Source organism: Aeromonas cavernicola (assembly GCF_002795305.1).
Taxonomy (GTDB): Bacteria; Pseudomonadota; Gammaproteobacteria; order Enterobacterales; family Aeromonadaceae; genus Aeromonas; species Aeromonas cavernicola.
In genome coordinates, this window is record NZ_PGGC01000034.1 from 1 (window position 1) to 18,268 (window position 18,268).

Consider the following 18,268-nt stretch of genomic DNA (forward strand, 5'->3'; position numbering starts at 1 on the left):
CCAGTGGCAAGCGCGGTTTTTTATTGGGCAACCAGATAAATATCTTTGCTGTAGACGACGTCTTGTGGGTTTTGGCTGGGGTAGCCTTTGACAAACGGTTTCAGTAGCCGCGATTTGACGTAGAAGTAGATAGGGGCCATCGGAGCATGATCCTCAATCATCTGCTCGGCCTGCTGATAGAGACGATTACGCTCGGCGTTATCTTGGCTGTCATGGGCCTTGGCCAGCAGCCTGTCGTACTCTTTCTGGAACCACTGGCCGCTGTTTGCACTGCTCGATGAGGTGAGGATGTCGAGAAAGGTGGACGCATCGTTATAGTCACCGTTCCACGAGTAACGGCTGATGCCAAAATCCCCGTCATTGAGTACAGAGACCATGCTCTTCCACTCCATGTTGTTGAGTTTGGCGCTGACCCCTAAGTGCTGTTTCCACATGGCGGAGATGGCCAGCGCGATCTTCTTATGGCTCTCGTCAGTGTTGTAGAGGATCTCTACCGCTAGCGGTTTCGCGGGGCCGTAGCCCGCCTCTGCCAGCAGGGCTTTAGCTTGCGCGATCCGCTGCCCTTGACTGAGCTGCTCGCTGGCAGTTTTTTTCAGCTCAAAGCCATCCACCGTGGGTGGCGTCAGGCTGTATGCCGGCTGCTGGCCTTGTCCTAAGACCTTATTGGTGATGGTTTCCCGATCGATGGCCAAGGAGAGCGCTTTGCGCACCCGTGGATCATCAAACGGTTTGCGCTGGGTATTGAACACATAGTAATAGGTGGCCAGCATGGGGGCGGTGAGCAGATCTTGCGGGCTCTGGCGCTTGATCTGTTGGTACTGTTCAACCGGATAGATGGTGTAGTGCAGTTCACCGGTGCGGTAGCGGCTATAGGCAGCCGATGCTGAGACGATCTCCAGATAGACCACCTGATTTAATACCGTGTGCTGGTTATCCCAGTAGTGGGGATTGCGCACCGAGACCAGCCGCTCATTGGGAGTCCACTCCTTGAGCATAAAGGCCCCGTTAGAGACGATATTGCCCGGTTTAACCCACTCGCTGCCATGCTGCTCGATGGTGGCTTTGGGGGCAGGGAAGGTGGTGTAGTGTGACAGCATCTTTAAGAAGAACGGCACGGGGTTGCTTAACGTCACCTGCAAGGTGTGTGGGTCGATGGCCTTGATGCCCAGCTCCTCGGGGCGCTTGCTGCCTTTGATCACTTCAGCGGCATTGGCCACCCCCATGAGCTCAATAAACCACGCGTAATTAGAGGCACTCTTGGGGTCGGCCGCCCGCTGCCAGCCATAGACATAGTCGGCCGCCGTCACCGGCTCACCGTTAGACCACTTGGCCTCGGGCCTGAGTGTGAAGGTGTAGACGGTGCCGCTGCTATCCAGTTGATAACGAAGGGCGCCAGCAGGTTGCGACTTGCCGTTGGCATCCAAGGTATAGAGCCCCTCAAACAGGTCATTAACCACCGCACCGCCGGCACTCTCTTCCACCCGCTGGGGGTCGATAGTGGTGGGTTCAGAGTTGATGTTGGTGACATAGGTTTGCTGGGCATCAGGCAACAGTTTGGTGCCCGCAGGCACCTGCGCCGCCAGACTGGGTAGGGTGGCCATGGCCAGCAGGCTGGCAATGGCGCCAGCAATAAACATCCTTCTCATTGCATTTCCTTAATTGGGTTGCGGCGAAAGCGGGGTCAGTGTGCGGGATCGATAGGGGGATCTCAAGTGCGAGGCCATGGCGCTGTTATTGCTAACGAGCAAGGTTTATCAGCACGAATTAAGCGCCCCCAAATGGCCTTACCATCCCCTATTTTTCCGTTAAAGGCCGCTTAGCAAGACCAGATGTGGTGATTTTGTACGCTGCTTAATTCGCTGCAAAAACAAAAAACTGCCGTTACATTGGGTTACAAAATGACACCGCCGCCGCGCGGCGTTTTTTTGTCGATAACTGCAAACGTTTTCAATCACACGGACGCCCACTTTAAAGGACCCACAATGCGCAACATGATCACCATGGGTGAATTTATCGTCAAAAAACAGGCGGAGTACCCCACCGCCACTGGCGAATTAACCTCATTACTGAGCTCCATCCGGCTAGCAGCCAAAGTGGTCAACCGAGAAATCAATAAAGCGGGGCTGGCGGATATCATCGGTTCTATGGGCGCCGAAAACGTGCAGGGAGAGGTGCAGCAGAAGCTGGACGTCTATGCTAACGAGCGTTTTAAGGCGGCGTTGGAAGCCCGTGGCGAAGTCTGTGGCATGGCCTCGGAAGAAGAGGACGACTTTGTCGCGTTTAGCTCGCCCCTCTCGCAAAACTCCAAGTATGTGGTGCTGATTGACCCGCTCGATGGCTCGACCAACATTGATGTGAACGTCTCTGTTGGGACCATCTTCTCTATCTATCGCCGGGTTAGCCCACAGGGCTCCCCTGTGACGTTGGCGGATTTTCTGCAGCCCGGTCATCGCCAAGTGGCTGCCGGCTATGTGATTTACGGCTCGTCAACCATGTTGGTTTATACCACCGGATTTGGCGTCAATGGGTTTACCTATGACCCCTCTATCGGGTGTTTTTGCCTCTCCCACGAGAATATTCGGATCCCTCAAGAGGGGAAGATCTACTCGATCAATGAGGGCAACTACATCAAGTTCCCTGATGGGGTGAAGAAGTACCTCAAATATTGCCAAGAGCGTGACGAGGCGACCAATCGACCTTATACCTCCCGCTATATTGGCTCCTTGGTCTCCGATTTTCACCGCAACCTGCTCAAGGGCGGCATCTATATTTACCCGTCCGGCACCAACTCGCCCAATGGCAAGCTGCGCCTGCTCTATGAGTGCAACCCGATGGCGTTTCTGGTGGAGCAGGCCGGTGGCAAGGCATCCGATGGCTTTGGTCGGATCATGGATATCCAGCCGACCGCGCTGCACCAGCGTACCCCATACTTCGTTGGCTCAACCAAGATGGTGGAGCGGGCCGAGGCGTTTATGCGGGAGTTCTCCTCCCACGAGGAGCCGGGCCGAGTGGGCTGAACCTACTCGATTCACCTGCGAGCTGACTGAGGCCCGACTGGCGTTGTCGCACTGTTCATCCTCAGCACCCGCCAGCAGCAATAAAACGGGAGCCGATATGGCTCCCGTTTTCGTTGGCGTTATTCCTCTGGCTAGCCGCCAAGGCCGCAGAGCCTCACAGGCTGTTGCTGGCCAGATCTGTCAGCAAGCCATCCACCAACTTCAGGCGCTGGGCGCGATCTTGGGTTGGCATCTGGAAGCGTAAGCGGGTCGGCCCGTCCATCTTATAGACCTGTGGCTGGCTGGAGAGCAGCTTGACCAGATAGGTGGGGTTGACCTTGGTCTCTTGAGTGAAGTCGAGATAGCCGCCGCGCTCGCTCATCTCTACCCGCCGGATCCCCAGTGCCGTGGCGCGTTGGCGGAAGGCCGCCAGCTCCAACAGGGTTTTACTGGGCTCTGGTAGCAGGCCAAAGCGGTCAATTAACTCCACTTTTAATTCACGCAGCTCCTGCTCGTCCGCCGCACTGGCGATCCGCTTGTACATAGAAAGGCGCATGTTGACGTCTGGAATATAGTCATCTGGCAACAAGGCCGGCAGGCGTAGCTCCACCTCGGTATGCTGGCTCATCAGCTGTTCAAGGGACGGCTCCTTGCCATTTTTCAGCGCCTCGACCGCCTGTTCTAACATCTCCATATAGAGGGTAAAACCGACCGATTCGATCTGGCCGCTCTGATCGTCGCCGAGCAGTTCGCCTGCGCCACGGATCTCCAAATCGTGGGTGGCCAGCGCAAAACCGGCGCCAAGATCTTCAAGGGAGGCGATCGCCTCCAGCCGCTTGGCGGCATCCTTGGTCATCAGCTTGGCATGGGGGGTGAGCAGGTAGGCATAGGCCTGATGGTGAGAGCGACCAACTCGGCCCCGCAGTTGGTGCAACTGGGCCAGCCCTAAGTGATCGGCCCGATCCATGATGATGGTGTTGGCGCTGGGGACGTCGATACCGGTCTCGATGATGGTGGTACAGACCAGCAGGTTGAAGCGCTGGTGGTAGAAGTCCGACATGACCCGCTCGAGATCGCGCTCGCGCATTTGACCGTGGGCGATGTTGATGCGCGCCTCCGGCACCAGCTCGGCAAGGTCAGCGGCGCACTTTTCAATGCTCTCCACGTCGTTGTGCAGATAGTAGATCTGACCACCCCGTTTTAGCTCCCGCAGCACCGCTTCGCGCACCACCGCCGGCTCGTGCTGGCGGACAAAGGTCTTGATGGCGAGTCGTTTGGCGGGCGGGGTGGCGATGATGGAGAGATCGCGCATGCCAGCCATCGCCATGTTGAGGGTACGGGGAATGGGGGTCGCGGTGAGGGTGAGGATGTCCACATCGGCCCGCAGCGCCTTGATTTTTTCTTTTTGGCGCACCCCGAAACGGTGCTCTTCATCGACGATCAGCAGCCCTAAGTCTTTGAAGGTGAGCTCTGAGCCGAGCAGCTTATGGGTGCCGATGATGATGTCTACCTTGCCATCACTGAGCTCTTTCATCACGCTGACTTGCTCTTTGGCCGAGCGAAAGCGGCTTAGCACCTCGACCCGCACTGGCCAGTTGGCGAAGCGATCACGAAAGTTGTCGTAATGCTGCTGGGCGAGCAGGGTGGTGGGCACCAGCACCGCGACCTGTTTACCGCCATGAACCGCCACGAAGGCGGCCCGCATTGCCACCTCGGTCTTACCAAATCCCACGTCGCCGCACACCAGCCGATCCATGCTCTTGGCCTGACACATGTCACCCAGCACCGCATTGATGGCATTGAGCTGGTCAAAGGTCTCCTCAAATGGGAATCCTGCGGCAAATTGACGATAGGCCTCTTTGTCATGGACGAAGGCAAAGCCGCTGCGGGCGGCGCGCTGAGCATAGACATCAAGCAGTTCGGCGGCGACATCGCGCACCTTCTCGGCCGCCTTGCGCCGCGCCTTGCTCCAGGCTTCACCACCCAGTTTATGGCTGGGGGGGTTATCGGAGCCGGTGTAACGGCTGATCAGGTGCAAGTGGGTGACTGGGACGAAGAGCTTATCGCCACCGGCGTATTCGAGGGTGAGGAACTCGGTAGGCAGGCCGCCAGCATCAATGGTTTCGAGCCCCAGATAGCGGCCGACCCCGTGATCCAGATGCACCACCGGCTGGCCTTGGGTCAGTTCACCGAGATTGCGGATCACCGCATCTGAGCTTAAGTTCTTGCTTTTCTCCCGCGCCCGTTTGCTGCGCACCTTACCGCCCAGCAGCTCGGTCTCGGTGATCAGCGCCAGTGGCTCCTGACCCGTCTCCTGCCACAGGAAGCCACGCTCAAGTGGGGCGACTAGCAGGCCGTGACCGGCTTGGCTCGCTATGAAGTCGCTTAAGGAGGGGAACTCGTGGGGGTGCAGCGCGATCCGTGCCAGCAGATCGCCGAGCACCTCTCGCCGCCCTTCTGACTCCACCACAAACAGGGCGCGGCCAGTAAACCCTTGCAAAAACCCATTCAGCGCCAGCAGCGGTTGCTCTTGGCTGTGGTCCAGCTGCAGCTCGGGCAGTGGCGAGATCGGCAGATCGTGCTGGCCGGCTCCCCCTGTCGTGGCGGCCTCTTGCAGGCGTACCGCCCCATAGTGACCGAGGGCGGCAAACAGCTGCTCCACTGGCAGATAGAGCCGGGCAGGGGGTAACAGCGGCCGAGTGTTATCCCAGCGGCGATCTTCATAGCGCTGGCCGATGTCATTCCAAAAACGCTGGGCGGCGGGGTAGATGTCCCCCACGGTGAGCAGCAAGGTATGGGCAGGCAGGTAGTCAAAGAGGCTGGCGGTCTCTTGGAAAAACAGCGGCAGGTAGTATTCGATCCCTGCGGGCCAGCGACCCTTACTCACCTCTTGATAGATGGAGCCTTCGGCCCGAGACAGCTCAAATTGTTCACGAAATTGGCCGCGAAACAGCTCGATGGCCGCCTCGTCGGTGGGGTATTCCCGGGCTGGTAACAGGCTGACTTGCTTCACCGGCTCGCTGGAGCGCTGCGTCTCAGGGTCGAACGGGCGAATGGAGTCCACTTCGTCATCAAAAAAGTCGATGCGATAGGGGGTGCTGCTGCCCATGGGGAAGAGATCGAGCAGTGAGCCGCGGGCGGCAAACTCGCCATGTTCGAGCACCTGATCCACCGCCACGTAGCCAGCATTGGCCAGCCGAGTGCGCAACTGTTGCAAGTTAAGGCGCTGCCCTGCCTTGAGCATCAGGCTGTATTTATCCAGATAGGTACGCGGTGCGGCACGCAGCATCAGGGTTGAGACAGGGACGATCAAGACTCCGGTTTCCATCTGCGGCAATTTATAGAGGGTTTCCAGCCGCTGGGAGATGATGTCCTGATGGGGAGAGAAGCTGTCGTAAGGCAAGGTTTCCCAATCGGGAAAGAGCAGCACAGGGCGTGCTTGGCCCGCGAGGGGGTGATCTGCCAGCAAAAACGGCAGCTCTTGCTCAAGGCGTAAGGCACTGGGGGTATCGGCCGTGAGCAGCAGGACCGGCCCGTTACTTTGTTGAATGATACGGGCGGCGGTGAGCGAGAGGCTGCTCCCCACCAGCTGGCCTAGCGTTATTTTTTGGCCCGCGTTGGCGGGCAAGGTGGGAAGGCTGATTGGCATGAGTCGATTCTTTATCACAATCACATTGGTGTGATGTTACGTTGAGGGTGAATTAGCGTGACTGAGCTCGATTAGCGTTGGCGGTCTTGGGCCCGCTGTTTCAGCTGTTTGGATTGCACATGCAGGCTGGCCCGCACCAGCAGTTCACGGTCATCGTCGCGGATCCGCACATACTCGAGTGCAACCTGCTGGCCCTCTTCGCTGGTGGTGAGGTGCGTGACTTGGCCATAGCAGTAGATAGCCGCTGCTTCATCACGCAGAAAAATCTTCAGCTGGACAAATTGATCAACCGTCGGGGCTGCGCCATGACCTTGGTGAGGATGCAAATAGGTCAGCTGGCCTGCGCCAAAGCGTAAGGTTTGAAAACGCTGCTCGGGGTGATCTTGCACCGACAGCACGTAGCCCATGATCATGTCGATTTTACGTGATTGCTGATTGACGATTTCGATCAGGTCGTGCATCGATTCGTTCTGATTACGCATTAAGCGGGTGGTGACCAGATCGATAGAGGTAATGGTTGAGGAGATACGAAAAGGCTCGGGCAGCTCGGCTTCAAGTTCTGCAAGCGAGGGAAGCTGAAAATCAGCCGGCATGAGGATCACATTGACCGGTGTGGCGTGCGTGACGCTGAAGAACTGTTCTTGCATGGCGGCTATCCCTTGTTGTCATCGACTATTTGCCTTTATTATCCGGCATCTTATTTTGTTGGCAACGTACATATCCTTGAAGAGCGGACTTTTTCAGCCTCTTACGCTGGCCATTGGCCTGCGCTATGCAGGCTCGAAGCGTAGCAATCGCTTCGTCTCATTTATTTCTCTGTTTTCTACCTTCGGCATTGCCATTGGGGTCGCCGCGTTGATCGTGGTGATCTCAGTGATGAATGGTTTCGAAGGGCAACTCAAAGGGCGCATCTTGGGGGTGATCCCTCATGTGGTGGTGACGCACCAAGCTGGCCGGATAGAGGCCGATTCGCCTGCACTGCCCGAGCTGACCCGTTTACCCCACGTGGTTGCGGCGGCGCCGATGCTAGACAGCGAAGGCATGCTGCAAAGCGCCAGCCAGTTGACGGGGGTTAACGTACAGGGGATCGATCCCGCCCGTTGGCCCAGCGACGATATCCTGCATAGCCAGATGCAAGCGGGGCGCCTCGATAGCTTACAAACGGGCCACTACCGGATCGTGCTGGGGCAGGGGGTGGCGCGCCGCCTCAACGTGGCCGTCGGCGATAAGGTGCGGCTGATGTTGACCGAAGGCACCCGCTTTACCCCGTTTGGTCGAGTGCCTGCTCAGCGTCTTTTTACGGTTTCCGGTCTATTTGGGGTGGGGGCTGATGTGGATGATCAGATTGCCCTGATAGCCCTTGGTGATGCCCAGCGGCTGCTGCGTTTGCCGCCAGAGACGGTCGGCGGTATTCGCCTGTGGCTCGATGATCCTTTTGCTGCTGACCAGGTGATCAAGACCCCGTTACCCGATGGCTTGCTCTGGCAAGATTGGCGCCGTGAGCGCGGGGAGCTATTTCAGGCGGTCGCCATGGAAAAACGGATGATGGGGCTGATGCTGGTGCTGATCATCGCCGTTGCTACCTTCAACATTCTCTCCGCGCTGGTGATGGTGGTGACCGACAAGGAAGGGGAGGTTGCTATCTTGCGCACCATGGGCATGAGTGAGAGTGGAATTGTCAAAATATTCATGGTGCTCGGCGCCTCCAGTGGCATGTTTGGTGCCTTGTTTGGCGCGCTAGCGGGGCTTGGGTTAACGCTGGGTCTTAATCCGCTACTCAGTGCCATGGGGCTTAACCTCTACATGGCGGCGGGAGGGAGTGGGTTGCCGGTGATTGTCGAGCCTAGTCAAGTGCTGATGATCTTGGGGGGGGCGGTGCTGCTCAGTTTTGGCGCCACGCTCTATCCTGCAGCCCGAGCTGCGCGCGTGAGGCCTGCTGAGGCGTTACGTTATGAGTAATGTGGTGCGTGATGCATCTTCTGTTGTTACATCCGCTACGACCGCTGGCGTTGTGACAGGTGCCAATGTTGTGACTGATGTAAGTGGAGTCCCCAGTATGAACAAACCCGTATCTCATTCCTCACTGCTGCATTGCCAAGCGCTGACTCATCGTTACAAAGAGGGGCAGCTGGAGACGGAAGTGCTCAAGGGCATTGAGCTGAGTATTGCCCCCGGTGAGATGCTGGCGGTGGTGGGCAGTTCGGGCTCTGGTAAGACGACCTTACTGCATCTGATGGGGGCCCTCGATACCCCCTCTAGCGGGACCGTATTGTTTAAGGGGGAAGATATCCACCGCTGGGACAGCCGCACCCAAGCTCGTTTTCGCAATCAGGAGCTCGGTTTTGTCTACCAGTTCCATCACCTACTTGCTGAATTTACCGCGTTGGAAAATGCTGCCATGCCGCTGCTGATTGCGGGGGCCTCGGTGGCCACTGCGCGAGCAAAAGCGTCGGCCATACTGGCGAAAGTGGGGCTTTCCCATCGCTTAAACCATCGCCCCTCCGAGCTATCTGGCGGTGAGCGTCAGCGGGTAGCCATTGCACGAGCGCTGGTCAATGAACCTAGCTTGGTGCTGGCGGATGAACCCACCGGTAATCTGGATCACGCCAGTGCGAGTGCGGTGTATGAACTGCTCTGTGAGCTGAACCGAGAGCTGGGCACCGCCTTTGTGGTGGTGACCCACGACCTGAATCTGGCGGCCAAGCTCCATCGCCGGGTGACCTTGGTCAGTGGCGTGATGGCGGAGGTTGCCTGATGTTCAAGCCGCTGCCCCTGTTTTTGGGCCTGCGTTACAGCCGCTCCCGCCGTCGCAACGGGTTTATCGCCTTTATCTCGGCCTCTTCTCTGATCGGCATTGCCCTTGGGGTGATGGCCTTGATCTTGGGGCTCTCTGCCATGAACGGTTTTGAGCGGGAACTCAAAAACCGAGTGCTTTCAGTGGTGCCACAAGGGGAGTTGGACGCGGTCGAGCAGCCACTGCCGGATTGGCCCCGCCTGCGTGACTACTTGCTCGCCCAACCAGGGGTCGAAGCGGCCGCCCCGGTGATCCGTCTCAATGGCTTGTTGGAGTTTGGTTCCTCTCTCAAAGGTGTACAGCTGCGCGCGGTATTGCCAGAGCTGGAGGCCAATCTGTCGGATGCGGGCAAGTTCATGACCGGTCGCGGCCTGCGTGAGCTGCAGCCGGGCGAGCATGGAGTGATCCTCGGTAAGAGCATCGCCGACAAACTGGGGGTCAAGGTTGGCGAGACGGTGACGCTGCTGCTACCGCAAGGGGGCGCCGATGCGGGGATCAAAAATCCACGGCGCGAAGCCTTGACGGTGGTGGGGTTACTGGAGATTGGCGGCCAGCTCGATGGCCTGCTGGGTTTCATGCACCTGGCAGATGCGCAAGAAATCAGTGGTATGGGCAGTGACGTGGCTGGGTTTAGCCTGCGGGTCAGCGATGTGCTCAAGGCACAATCGATCACCGTGGCGGCGGCCCAGCAATTTCCCCATCACGTTTATATTCGTAGCTGGATGAACAGCCAAGGGTATCTCTATCAGGATATTCAGATGGTGCGTACCGTCATGTATGTGGTGATGCTGATGGTGGTGGCGGTGGCTTGTTTCAATATTGTCTCCACCTTGGTGATGGCGGTGAACGAGAAGCGCAGCGAGATCGCGATTTTGAAGACCATGGGAGCGAGTCCTGGGCAGATCCGGCTGACGTTTGTCATTCAGGGGATGGTCAATGGGGTAGCCGGTGCGCTGCTGGGTGCCCTGCTCGGCGGCCTGCTCTCCAGCAAGCTGACCCAGCTCCTCGGGGTTGTCGAAACCCTTATCGGACACCGTTTTCTCAATCCGGATATCTACTTCATCGACTTTTTGCCGACAGAGTTGCATATGCAGGATCTGCTCATTGTGACTGGCGCCGCCATCCTGATGAGTCTGGTCGCAACCCTCTATCCCGCCTGGCGGGCGAGCGGTCTGGTGCCGTCCCGCGAACTGGGTCACTGATGCGCTGCATCTGAACCGATGATAAATAACGAAGGGCCCACGGTAAACCGGCGGGCCCTTCTGTTCTCAGCTCATCTGGTGTGGCTTAGTGCGCGTTCAACTCATCAAGCGGCAAGGAGAAGCTGGCAACAAAGGTGTCGATAAAGTAGCGCATCTCCTCGCTCATTCGTGCCTCTAGCATGGCTTCGAGGCGCTTGCGAGCAGGTTCGAACTCTCGGTTGCCCGCATTGATCTCCTCTAAACACTTGGTATAGGCGCAGAGGGTGTCGGCATCCTTAACCAGTCTGGCCTGCTCTGCATCTTGTGCACCGGAGTCGAGCAGCGGACGAAAATCCTCAACCAGCTCCGGCGGTAACATGCTAAGCAGACGCTGTTCGGCGGCCAGCTCTATCTTCTTGTATTCACGTGCAATTTCAGGATTGAAGTACTTGACAGGGGTCGGTAGATCGCCGGTGAGTACCTCGCTACTGTCGTGGTAGAGCGCCATCACCGCGGCCCGCTCGGCATTCACGGTGCCACCAAACAGCCGATTTTTGATGAGGGCCAAGGCATGGGTCACCATGGCCACCTGTAAACTGTGCTCGGCGATGTTTTCCGGTTGAATATTACGCATCAACGGCCAGCGATAGATGAGTTTCATGCGGGCTAGATTGGCAAAAAAATGGCTGGGGAGCATCAGGTGCCTCGAATACTCGAATAAATGAAATCACATAAACGGACGTCGGTCAGCGCTGGGGTTGATTAGCGAATATAGCGCCCTGTTTCTGCCTCTTGGTTGGTCACAATCATCTGGCCGATGGGGGCAAGGCTAATCAGGGCGAGTTTGAGGTGCTGGATGGCAAAGGGAATACCGATAATGGTGACAAAACAGGCGATGGCAGAGGTAACATGGCCGATGGCCAGCCAGATCCCTATCAGTACAAACCAAATCACATTACCAATCAGCCCCAAGGTGCCGGTGCCAATATCGGGTTGACCCGTCATGGTGTGGCGGTTCACCGCTTGTTTACCAAATGGGAAGAATGTGAAGGTGCCAATGACAAAACAAGCTCGGCCCCAAGGGATGCCGATCAATGAAATAAAGCAGAGTAGACCTGCCAGCCACCAGGCGATCCCCATGATGACACCACCGAGCACAAACCAGAGCAGGTTGAACAAAAAACGGAACAAAGCCATAGGGAAACTCCTGAATAATCAATGTGGCAGCCACCATAGCGGGGCCACGCGAGGGACGCAATGACAGATTAGTGAGGTGTGTGCCCCGATCTGACTACCAGCTTATGATTGCCGGATGTTTGCATGAACTTGTGCGTTTGCGGCTTACTCTTGGCATCTATGTCGGGGCCATTCTCCCTTAACCGTTAAATATTCAGTTGTGCTAAGTGGCACGGGCAGGACGATAGCTCGACATAACGCGCGATTTTATCCAAATTGTCGCTGGACTCTGCTTCATAGGGGGATCAGTGGCTCGACTCGCTAAGAGTGCGCCGCTATAATGCCGCGTCATATTTTCTCATCACAAAGACATATCGTTGTCTTTATAAACAGGAATACCCTGGGTTTTGCCTAAGGGTAATAAAGGGTCAGCACGCAGTGCTGAGATGAACGAGGTAGAAGAATGCAAGTTTCTGTAGAGACAACCCAAGGTCTGGAACGTCGTCTTACCATCACTGTGCCAGCGGCAGCGGTAGATACTGCTGTGCGTAAAGAATTGAATGGCTTGGCCAAAACTCGTCGTATCGACGGCTTCCGTCCTGGCAAGGCTCCGGTCACCATCATCAAGAAAATGTTTGGCGCCATGGCGAATGCCCGTGTTGCCGACGACATGATGCAGAGCAACTTCATCAAAGCGATCATTGAGCACAAGTTAAATCCTGCTGGTGCACCGACCATGGATCCGAAAGAGATCAAAGAGGGTCAGGATTTTGAGTTCACTGCCACTTTTGAAGTCTACCCAGAGTTCGACATCGCAGGTCTTGAGACCATTAAGGTCGAGAAGCCTGTTGCGACCGTAAAAGATGACGATCTGGCTAACATGATCGAAACCTTGCGTAAGCAACATGCCACTTGGGCTGACGTTGATAGCGCAGCGGCTAACGATATGCGTGTCACCATGGATTTCATCGGCTCTATCGACGGTGAAGAGTTTGATGGTGGTAAGGCGGAAGGCTTTAACTTGGTTCTGGGCGCTGGCCGCATGATCCCAGGTTTTGAAGACGCCATTATCGGTAAAAAAGCCGGTGATGAGTTCACCATCGACGTCACGTTCCCTAGTGACTACCACGCCGAGAACCTCAAGGGTAAGGCGGCTAAGTTTGCTTCTAAGCTGAACAAGGTGGAACAGCAGGTTCTGCCTGAAGTGAATGATGAGTTCGTTAAGCGTTTTGGTATCGACAGTGGCAGCTTTGAAGAGCTCAAAACTGAAGTGCGCAAGAACATGGAGCGTGAGCTGGCTCAAGCGCTGAAAAACAGCGTGAAAGAGCAAGTACTAAACGGTTTGGTTGAGGCTAACCAGATCGATTTACCAAAAGCCGCTGTTGCTCAAGAGATCGATGCGCTGCGTCAGCAGGCATTGCAGCGTTTTGGTGGTTTCCAAGGTGGTAACGTGCCTGAGTTACCTGCTGAGCTGTTCCAAGCTCAGGCTGAGCGTCGCGTACGCGTTGGTCTGCTGCTGGGTGACGTGATCCGCTCCAACGAGATTAAGGCTGACGACGCACGTGTTAGCAGCATTATCGAGTCTATGGCGACAGCTTACGAAGATCCGCAAGAGGTGATCGAGTATTACCAGAAGAACGAGCAGATGTTGAATGGCATTCGTAACTTGGCAATTGAAGATCAGGCAATCGATTTGATCCTCTCTAAAGCACAAGTAACTGAAAAAGAAGTAGCCTTTGACGAAGTGATCAACAAGTCTGGTGCTGCTGCCTAAGAACATTTGACTTAAGGTCAACTCTATTAAGTATAATGGCTCGTGTGATCTCCACTCGGGCCGTTTTATTTTAGGGACAATACCTTATGTACAAAAACTATAACGATGTGACCGATTCTCCTAGTAATGCACTGGTTCCCATCGTGGTCGAGCAGACTGCTAAGGGCGAACGTTCCTATGATATCTATTCACGTCTCTTGAAAGAGCGGGTGATCTTCCTGACTGGACAGGTCGAAGATCACATGGCCAATCTGGTCGTTGCCCAACTGCTGTTCCTTGAGTCTGAGAATCCAGATAAAGATATTTACATTTATATCAATTCCCCTGGTGGTGCTGTCACGGCAGGAATGTCTATCTATGACACCATGCAATTCATCAAACCTGATGTCAGTACCGTCTGTATGGGCCAAGCCTGTTCGATGGGGGCTTTCTTACTCGCTGGTGGCGCTAAGGGTAAGCGCTTTTGTCTGCCCAATGCCCGCGTGATGATTCATCAGCCGTTAGGGGGATTCCAAGGCCAAGCATCTGATATCCAGATCCATGCTCAGGAAATTCTCAAAATTAAGAACACCTTAAATGAACGTTTGGCTTTCCATACTGGCCAAGAGATTGCGACCATCGAGCGCGACACTGACCGTGACAACTTTATGTCTGCCGAGCAGGCGGTAGCTTATGGCTTGGTTGATGGTATCCTGAATCAGCGAAGCTGAGCAGGGTGTCTCGGCCTGATGTAAACTCAGCAGGCCGTCCTCTATTGATAAAACGAGGTTACTGAATGACTGAAAAACGCAAGGGTGAGGGTGATAAGCTGCTCTACTGCTCTTTTTGCGGCAAAAGCCAGCATGAAGTGCGCAAGCTGATCGCTGGCCCTTCCGTCTACATATGCGATGAGTGCGTCGAGCTGTGCAATGACATCATCCGCGAGGAGATCCGCGAGATCTCTCCCAAGCGGGATGGTAATGAGCTGCCGACTCCTCATCAGATCCGGGCTCATCTCGATGATTACGTCATCGGCCAAGAGTATGCCAAGAAGGTGTTGGCCGTCGCGGTCTATAACCACTATAAGCGGCTGCGCAACAGTGGCGAAAAGAGTGGTGTCGAGCTGGGTAAATCTAACATCCTGCTGATAGGTCCTACCGGTAGTGGTAAAACGCTACTCGCAGAGACCTTAGCTCGTCTCTTAGATGTGCCGTTTACCATGGCTGATGCAACGACGCTGACCGAAGCTGGCTATGTGGGTGAGGATGTAGAGAACATCATCCAAAAATTGCTGCAAAAGTGCGATTACGACGTAGAGAAGGCTCAGCGCGGAATAGTCTATATCGATGAGATTGACAAGATTTCTCGCAAGTCGGACAACCCCTCGATCACCCGTGATGTATCAGGTGAGGGGGTTCAGCAGGCACTGCTCAAGCTGATTGAAGGGACCATCGCTTCCGTGCCGCCGCAAGGTGGTCGCAAGCATCCGCAGCAGGAGTTTCTACAGGTTGATACCTCCAAGATCCTCTTCATCTGTGGCGGTGCCTTTGCCGGTCTGGATAAGGTGATTGAGCAGCGCTCAGTTAAGGGGACTGGGATTGGCTTCGGGGCTGAGGTGAAATCTAAAGATGCCAAAGCAACGTTGAGCGAGACGTTTGCCAGAGTCGAGCCTGAAGATCTGATCAAATATGGCCTTATCCCTGAGTTTATTGGCCGACTGCCCGTTGTTGCGACGCTCACTGAGCTCGATGAGGCGGCGCTGATCCAGATCCTGCAAGAGCCGAAAAACGCGCTCACTAAGCAGTATGCTGCTCTGTTCGACTTGGAAGGGACTGAACTGGAGTTTCGTGAAGACGCACTTCATGCCATTGCTCGCAAAGCCATGGAGCGTAAGACCGGAGCTCGTGGGCTGCGTTCTATCGTTGAAGCTGTGTTGCTCGATACCATGTACGACCTGCCTTCGTTGGAAGGTGTCAGTAAAGTGGTAATTGATGAAAGTGTTATCAAAGGTGATTCAGCACCCTTGATGATTTACGAAAATCTTGACACTCAAGCTGCAGCATCAGAGTAACTGTCTGATTTTTAATCGAATGAAAGGGGCTTTTTGCCCCTTTTATGCTTTTTAGCGCTTTGGCGATTGAATCTCGTTTCAGTACCCCCATATACTCAGCCAGCGCTTAGCCAACGGTATAACAAGCCGAGAGGACATATATGAACCTAGAGCGTTCAGAACGCATCGAGATTCCCGTCCTGCCTCTTCGTGACGTGGTGGTTTATCCCCACATGGTCATTCCACTCTTCGTGGGGCGGGAAAAATCCATTCGTTGTTTGGAAGCTGCCATGGAGCAGGATAAGAAAGTCCTGCTGGTAGCTCAGAGAGACGCATCAACCGATGAACCGACGGTAGAAGAGATATTCACCGTGGGGACAGTGGCCAACATTTTGCAGATGCTCAAGTTGCCTGACGGAACCGTTAAGGTGCTGGTAGAAGGTGGTCAGCGTGCTCGTTTAGAGCGGATTATCAATACTGATGACTTTTTTGTCTGTGAAGCCCATTACATTGCTTCCACTGCTATTGATGAGAAGGACCACGATGTTTTGGTTCGCTCTGCGATCGGTCAATTCGAAGGTTACATAAAGCTTAACAAGAAGATCCCGCCTGAGGTACTGACCTCTATCTCGGCAATTGATGATGCGGTTCGCCTAGCTGATACCATGGCTGCTCATATGCCATTGAAATTGGAAGATAAACAGAAAGTATTGGAAATTACTTCTGTGGCTGAGCGCATTGAATTTCTGATGGCGATGATGGAGTCGGAGATTGACCTGCTGCAGGTCGAGAAACGCATCCGCACTCGTGTCAAAAAGCAGATGGAAAAGAGCCAGCGCGAGTATTATCTCAACGAGCAGATGAAGGCCATCCAAAAAGAGCTGGGTGAGCTGGAAGATAGTCCAGATGAGTTCGAAGCCCTCAATCGCAAGATTGAAGAGGCTGGCATGCCGGAAGATGCCCGTGAGAAGGCGCAGGCCGAGCTCGCCAAGCTGAAGATGATGTCGCCCATGTCTGCCGAGGCTACCGTGGTTCGCAGCTATGTGGACTGGATGGTACAGGTGCCGTGGAAGGCACGCTCCAAGGTAAAGAAAGACCTTGGCAAGGCGCAAGAGGTGCTGGATGCCGATCACTATGGCCTTGAGAAGGTCAAGGATCGCATCCTCGAATATCTGGCGGTACAGGCGCGGGTCAACAAGCTCAAAGGCCCTATCCTCTGTTTGGTTGGACCTCCTGGTGTGGGTAAGACCTCGCTGGGCCAATCTATCGCTAAGGCGACCGGTCGCAAATATGTGCGGATGGCCCTCGGCGGGGTGCGTGACGAAGCGGAGATCCGCGGTCATCGCCGTACCTATATAGGTTCCATGCCAGGCAAGCTGATCCAGAAGATGGCGAAAGTCGGTGTGAAGAACCCGCTGTTCCTGCTCGACGAAATTGACAAAATGAGCTCGGACATGCGTGGCGATCCCGCATCTGCTTTGCTGGAAGTGCTTGATCCGGAACAGAACAACAGCTTCAACGATCACTATTTGGAAGTGGACTATGACCTGTCGGACGTGATGTTCGTGGCCACCTCCAACTCCATGAATATCCCAGGCCCTCTGCTGGATCGGATGGAAGTGATCCGCCTCTCCGGTTACACCGAAGATGAGAAGCTCAACATTGCCAAGCAGCATCTGGTTGCTAAGCAGATCCAGCGCAACGGCCTTAAGGAGTCCGAGATCACCATCGAAGATTCTGCGCTGGTCGGGGTGATCCGCTACTACACCCGCGAGGCGGGGGTGCGGAGTCTGGAGCGTGAGATCTCCAAGATTTGTCGCAAGGCGGTCAAGAGTATCCTGCTGGACAAGAGCATCAAACATGTTCAGGTCAATCAGGAGAACCTCAAGGCGTTCCTTGGGGTACAGCGTTTCGACTATGGCAAGGCCACCGACCAAAATCAGGTCGGGCAGGTGTGTGGTCTGGCGTGGACTGAAGTAGGGGGCGATCTGCTCACTATCGAGACCACTAATATGGTGGGCAAGGGTAAGCTCACTTATACCGGCTCGTTGGGCGATGTCATGCAGGAGTCGATCCAAGCGGCTATGACAGTGGTGCGTGCCCGTGCTGAAAAGTTACGTATCAACGCTGACTTTTATGAAAAACGTGACATCCACGTGCATGTGCCTGAAGGTGCCACACCTAAAGATGGGCCCAGTGCAGGCATTGCTATGTGTACTGCGTTAGTGTCCAGCTTAACCGGCAATCCGGTGCGTTCTGATGTCGCGATGACGGGGGAGATTACTTTGCGTGGCGAAGTACTGCCCATTGGTGGACTGAAAGAGAAATTGTTGGCCGCGCACCGCGGTGGAATCAAACGAGTTCTCATCCCGAAAGAGAATGAACGTGATCTTGAAGAGATCCCCAATAACGTCAAGCAAGCCCTTGATATTTATCCTGTTCGCTGGATAGACGAAGTGCTTGAGTTGGCTTTACAGGATAATCCTCAGGGGTTTGAGCGTCTTTCTGACGTGTAAGAATTGATGTGCCGCAAGTTTAGCGCATTAGGTCGTAGGTTAAGGTTGCCAGCCCCCATAAACGGCAGTAGCCTTTCCCTTCTGTTTGGGTTCTCATGATAAGTCGCAATGCGTGATATGGCGCGGGTTTGCGCTAGATTGTCACTTGCAACT

13 protein-coding genes are annotated in these 18,268 nt (G+C 55.1%); 8 read left to right on the forward strand and 5 right to left on the reverse strand.

The features are described from left to right. Window positions 1-20: 20 nt before the first annotated feature. Entirely contained in the window at window positions 21-1,646 is a 1,626-nt protein-coding gene (locus tag CUC53_RS03730) for a peptide ABC transporter substrate-binding protein (RefSeq protein ID WP_100292903.1), read from the reverse strand. Between the two features lie 336 nt (window positions 1,647-1,982). On the opposite strand from CUC53_RS03730, the gene fbp reads away from it, so the two are divergent. Continuing rightward, window positions 1,983-3,017 carry a class 1 fructose-bisphosphatase gene (fbp, locus tag CUC53_RS03735; protein WP_100292904.1) on the forward strand — a complete coding sequence of 345 codons (1,035 nt, stop codon included), beginning with the start codon at window positions 1,983-1,985 and terminating at the stop codon, window positions 3,015-3,017. Window positions 3,018-3,171: 154 nt separating this feature from the next. On the opposite strand, the gene mfd is transcribed toward fbp, so the two are convergent. Together mfd and CUC53_RS03745 are read right to left on the reverse strand one after the other, a co-directional pair. Then, the gene (mfd, locus tag CUC53_RS03740; RefSeq protein ID WP_100292905.1) at window positions 3,172-6,645 is read right to left on the reverse strand and encodes a transcription-repair coupling factor; all 3,474 of its coding nucleotides are present in this window, start codon (window positions 6,643-6,645) and stop codon (window positions 3,172-3,174) included. 71 nt (window positions 6,646-6,716) lie between these two features. Next, window positions 6,717-7,292, reverse strand: a complete 576-nt coding sequence (locus tag CUC53_RS03745; protein WP_100292906.1) for a PilZ domain-containing protein — start codon at window positions 7,290-7,292, stop codon at window positions 6,717-6,719. A gap of 76 nt (window positions 7,293-7,368) precedes the next feature. Here CUC53_RS03745 and CUC53_RS03750 point away from each other — a divergent pair, with 76 nt between their 5' ends. The 3 genes from CUC53_RS03750 to lolE all read left to right on the forward strand — a co-directional run bounded on the left by CUC53_RS03750 (window position 7,369) and on the right by lolE (window position 10,641). Next, window positions 7,369-8,604 (forward strand): lipoprotein-releasing ABC transporter permease subunit, encoded by a 1,236-nt coding sequence (locus tag CUC53_RS03750; RefSeq protein ID WP_100292907.1) that lies wholly within the window; start codon window positions 7,369-7,371, stop codon window positions 8,602-8,604. A gap of 97 nt (window positions 8,605-8,701) precedes the next feature. Further along, window positions 8,702-9,400 (forward strand): lipoprotein-releasing ABC transporter ATP-binding protein LolD, encoded by a 699-nt coding sequence (lolD, locus tag CUC53_RS03755; RefSeq protein ID WP_167386675.1) that lies wholly within the window; start codon window positions 8,702-8,704, stop codon window positions 9,398-9,400. Continuing rightward, window positions 9,400-10,641 (forward strand): lipoprotein-releasing ABC transporter permease subunit LolE, encoded by a 1,242-nt coding sequence (lolE, locus tag CUC53_RS03760; RefSeq protein ID WP_100292908.1) that lies wholly within the window; start codon window positions 9,400-9,402, stop codon window positions 10,639-10,641. The genes lolD and lolE overlap by 1 nt, the downstream gene beginning before the upstream one ends. An 85-nt stretch (window positions 10,642-10,726) precedes the next feature. Here lolE and yfbR read toward each other — a convergent pair whose 3' ends face one another. Then, window positions 10,727-11,317, reverse strand: a complete 591-nt coding sequence (yfbR, locus tag CUC53_RS03765) for a 5'-deoxynucleotidase (protein WP_100292909.1) — start codon at window positions 11,315-11,317, stop codon at window positions 10,727-10,729. 65 nt (window positions 11,318-11,382) lie between these two features. Next, a complete protein-coding gene (locus CUC53_RS03770; protein ID WP_100292910.1) occupies window positions 11,383-11,817 on the reverse strand; it encodes a YccF domain-containing protein in 435 nt (144 codons plus the stop codon). A 442-nt stretch (window positions 11,818-12,259) separates the two neighbouring features. Between CUC53_RS03770 and tig the strand changes: the two genes are divergently transcribed. From tig to lon, 4 genes are all read left to right on the forward strand, one after another. After that, complete coding sequence (gene tig, locus CUC53_RS03775) at window positions 12,260-13,570, forward strand: trigger factor (protein ID WP_100292911.1); 1,311 nt, start codon at window positions 12,260-12,262, stop codon at window positions 13,568-13,570. Window positions 13,571-13,656: 86 nt separating this feature from the next. Continuing rightward, entirely contained in the window at window positions 13,657-14,280 is a 624-nt protein-coding gene (gene clpP / locus CUC53_RS03780; RefSeq protein ID WP_167386676.1) for an ATP-dependent Clp endopeptidase proteolytic subunit ClpP, read from the forward strand. 65 nt (window positions 14,281-14,345) lie between these two features. After that, window positions 14,346-15,620 (forward strand): ATP-dependent protease ATP-binding subunit ClpX, encoded by a 1,275-nt coding sequence (gene clpX, locus CUC53_RS03785; RefSeq protein WP_100292912.1) that lies wholly within the window; start codon window positions 14,346-14,348, stop codon window positions 15,618-15,620. Between the two features lie 140 nt (window positions 15,621-15,760). Continuing rightward, the gene (gene lon / locus CUC53_RS03790) at window positions 15,761-18,115 is read left to right on the forward strand and encodes an endopeptidase La (RefSeq protein WP_100292913.1); all 2,355 of its coding nucleotides are present in this window, start codon (window positions 15,761-15,763) and stop codon (window positions 18,113-18,115) included. Window positions 18,116-18,268 lie beyond the last annotated feature (153 nt).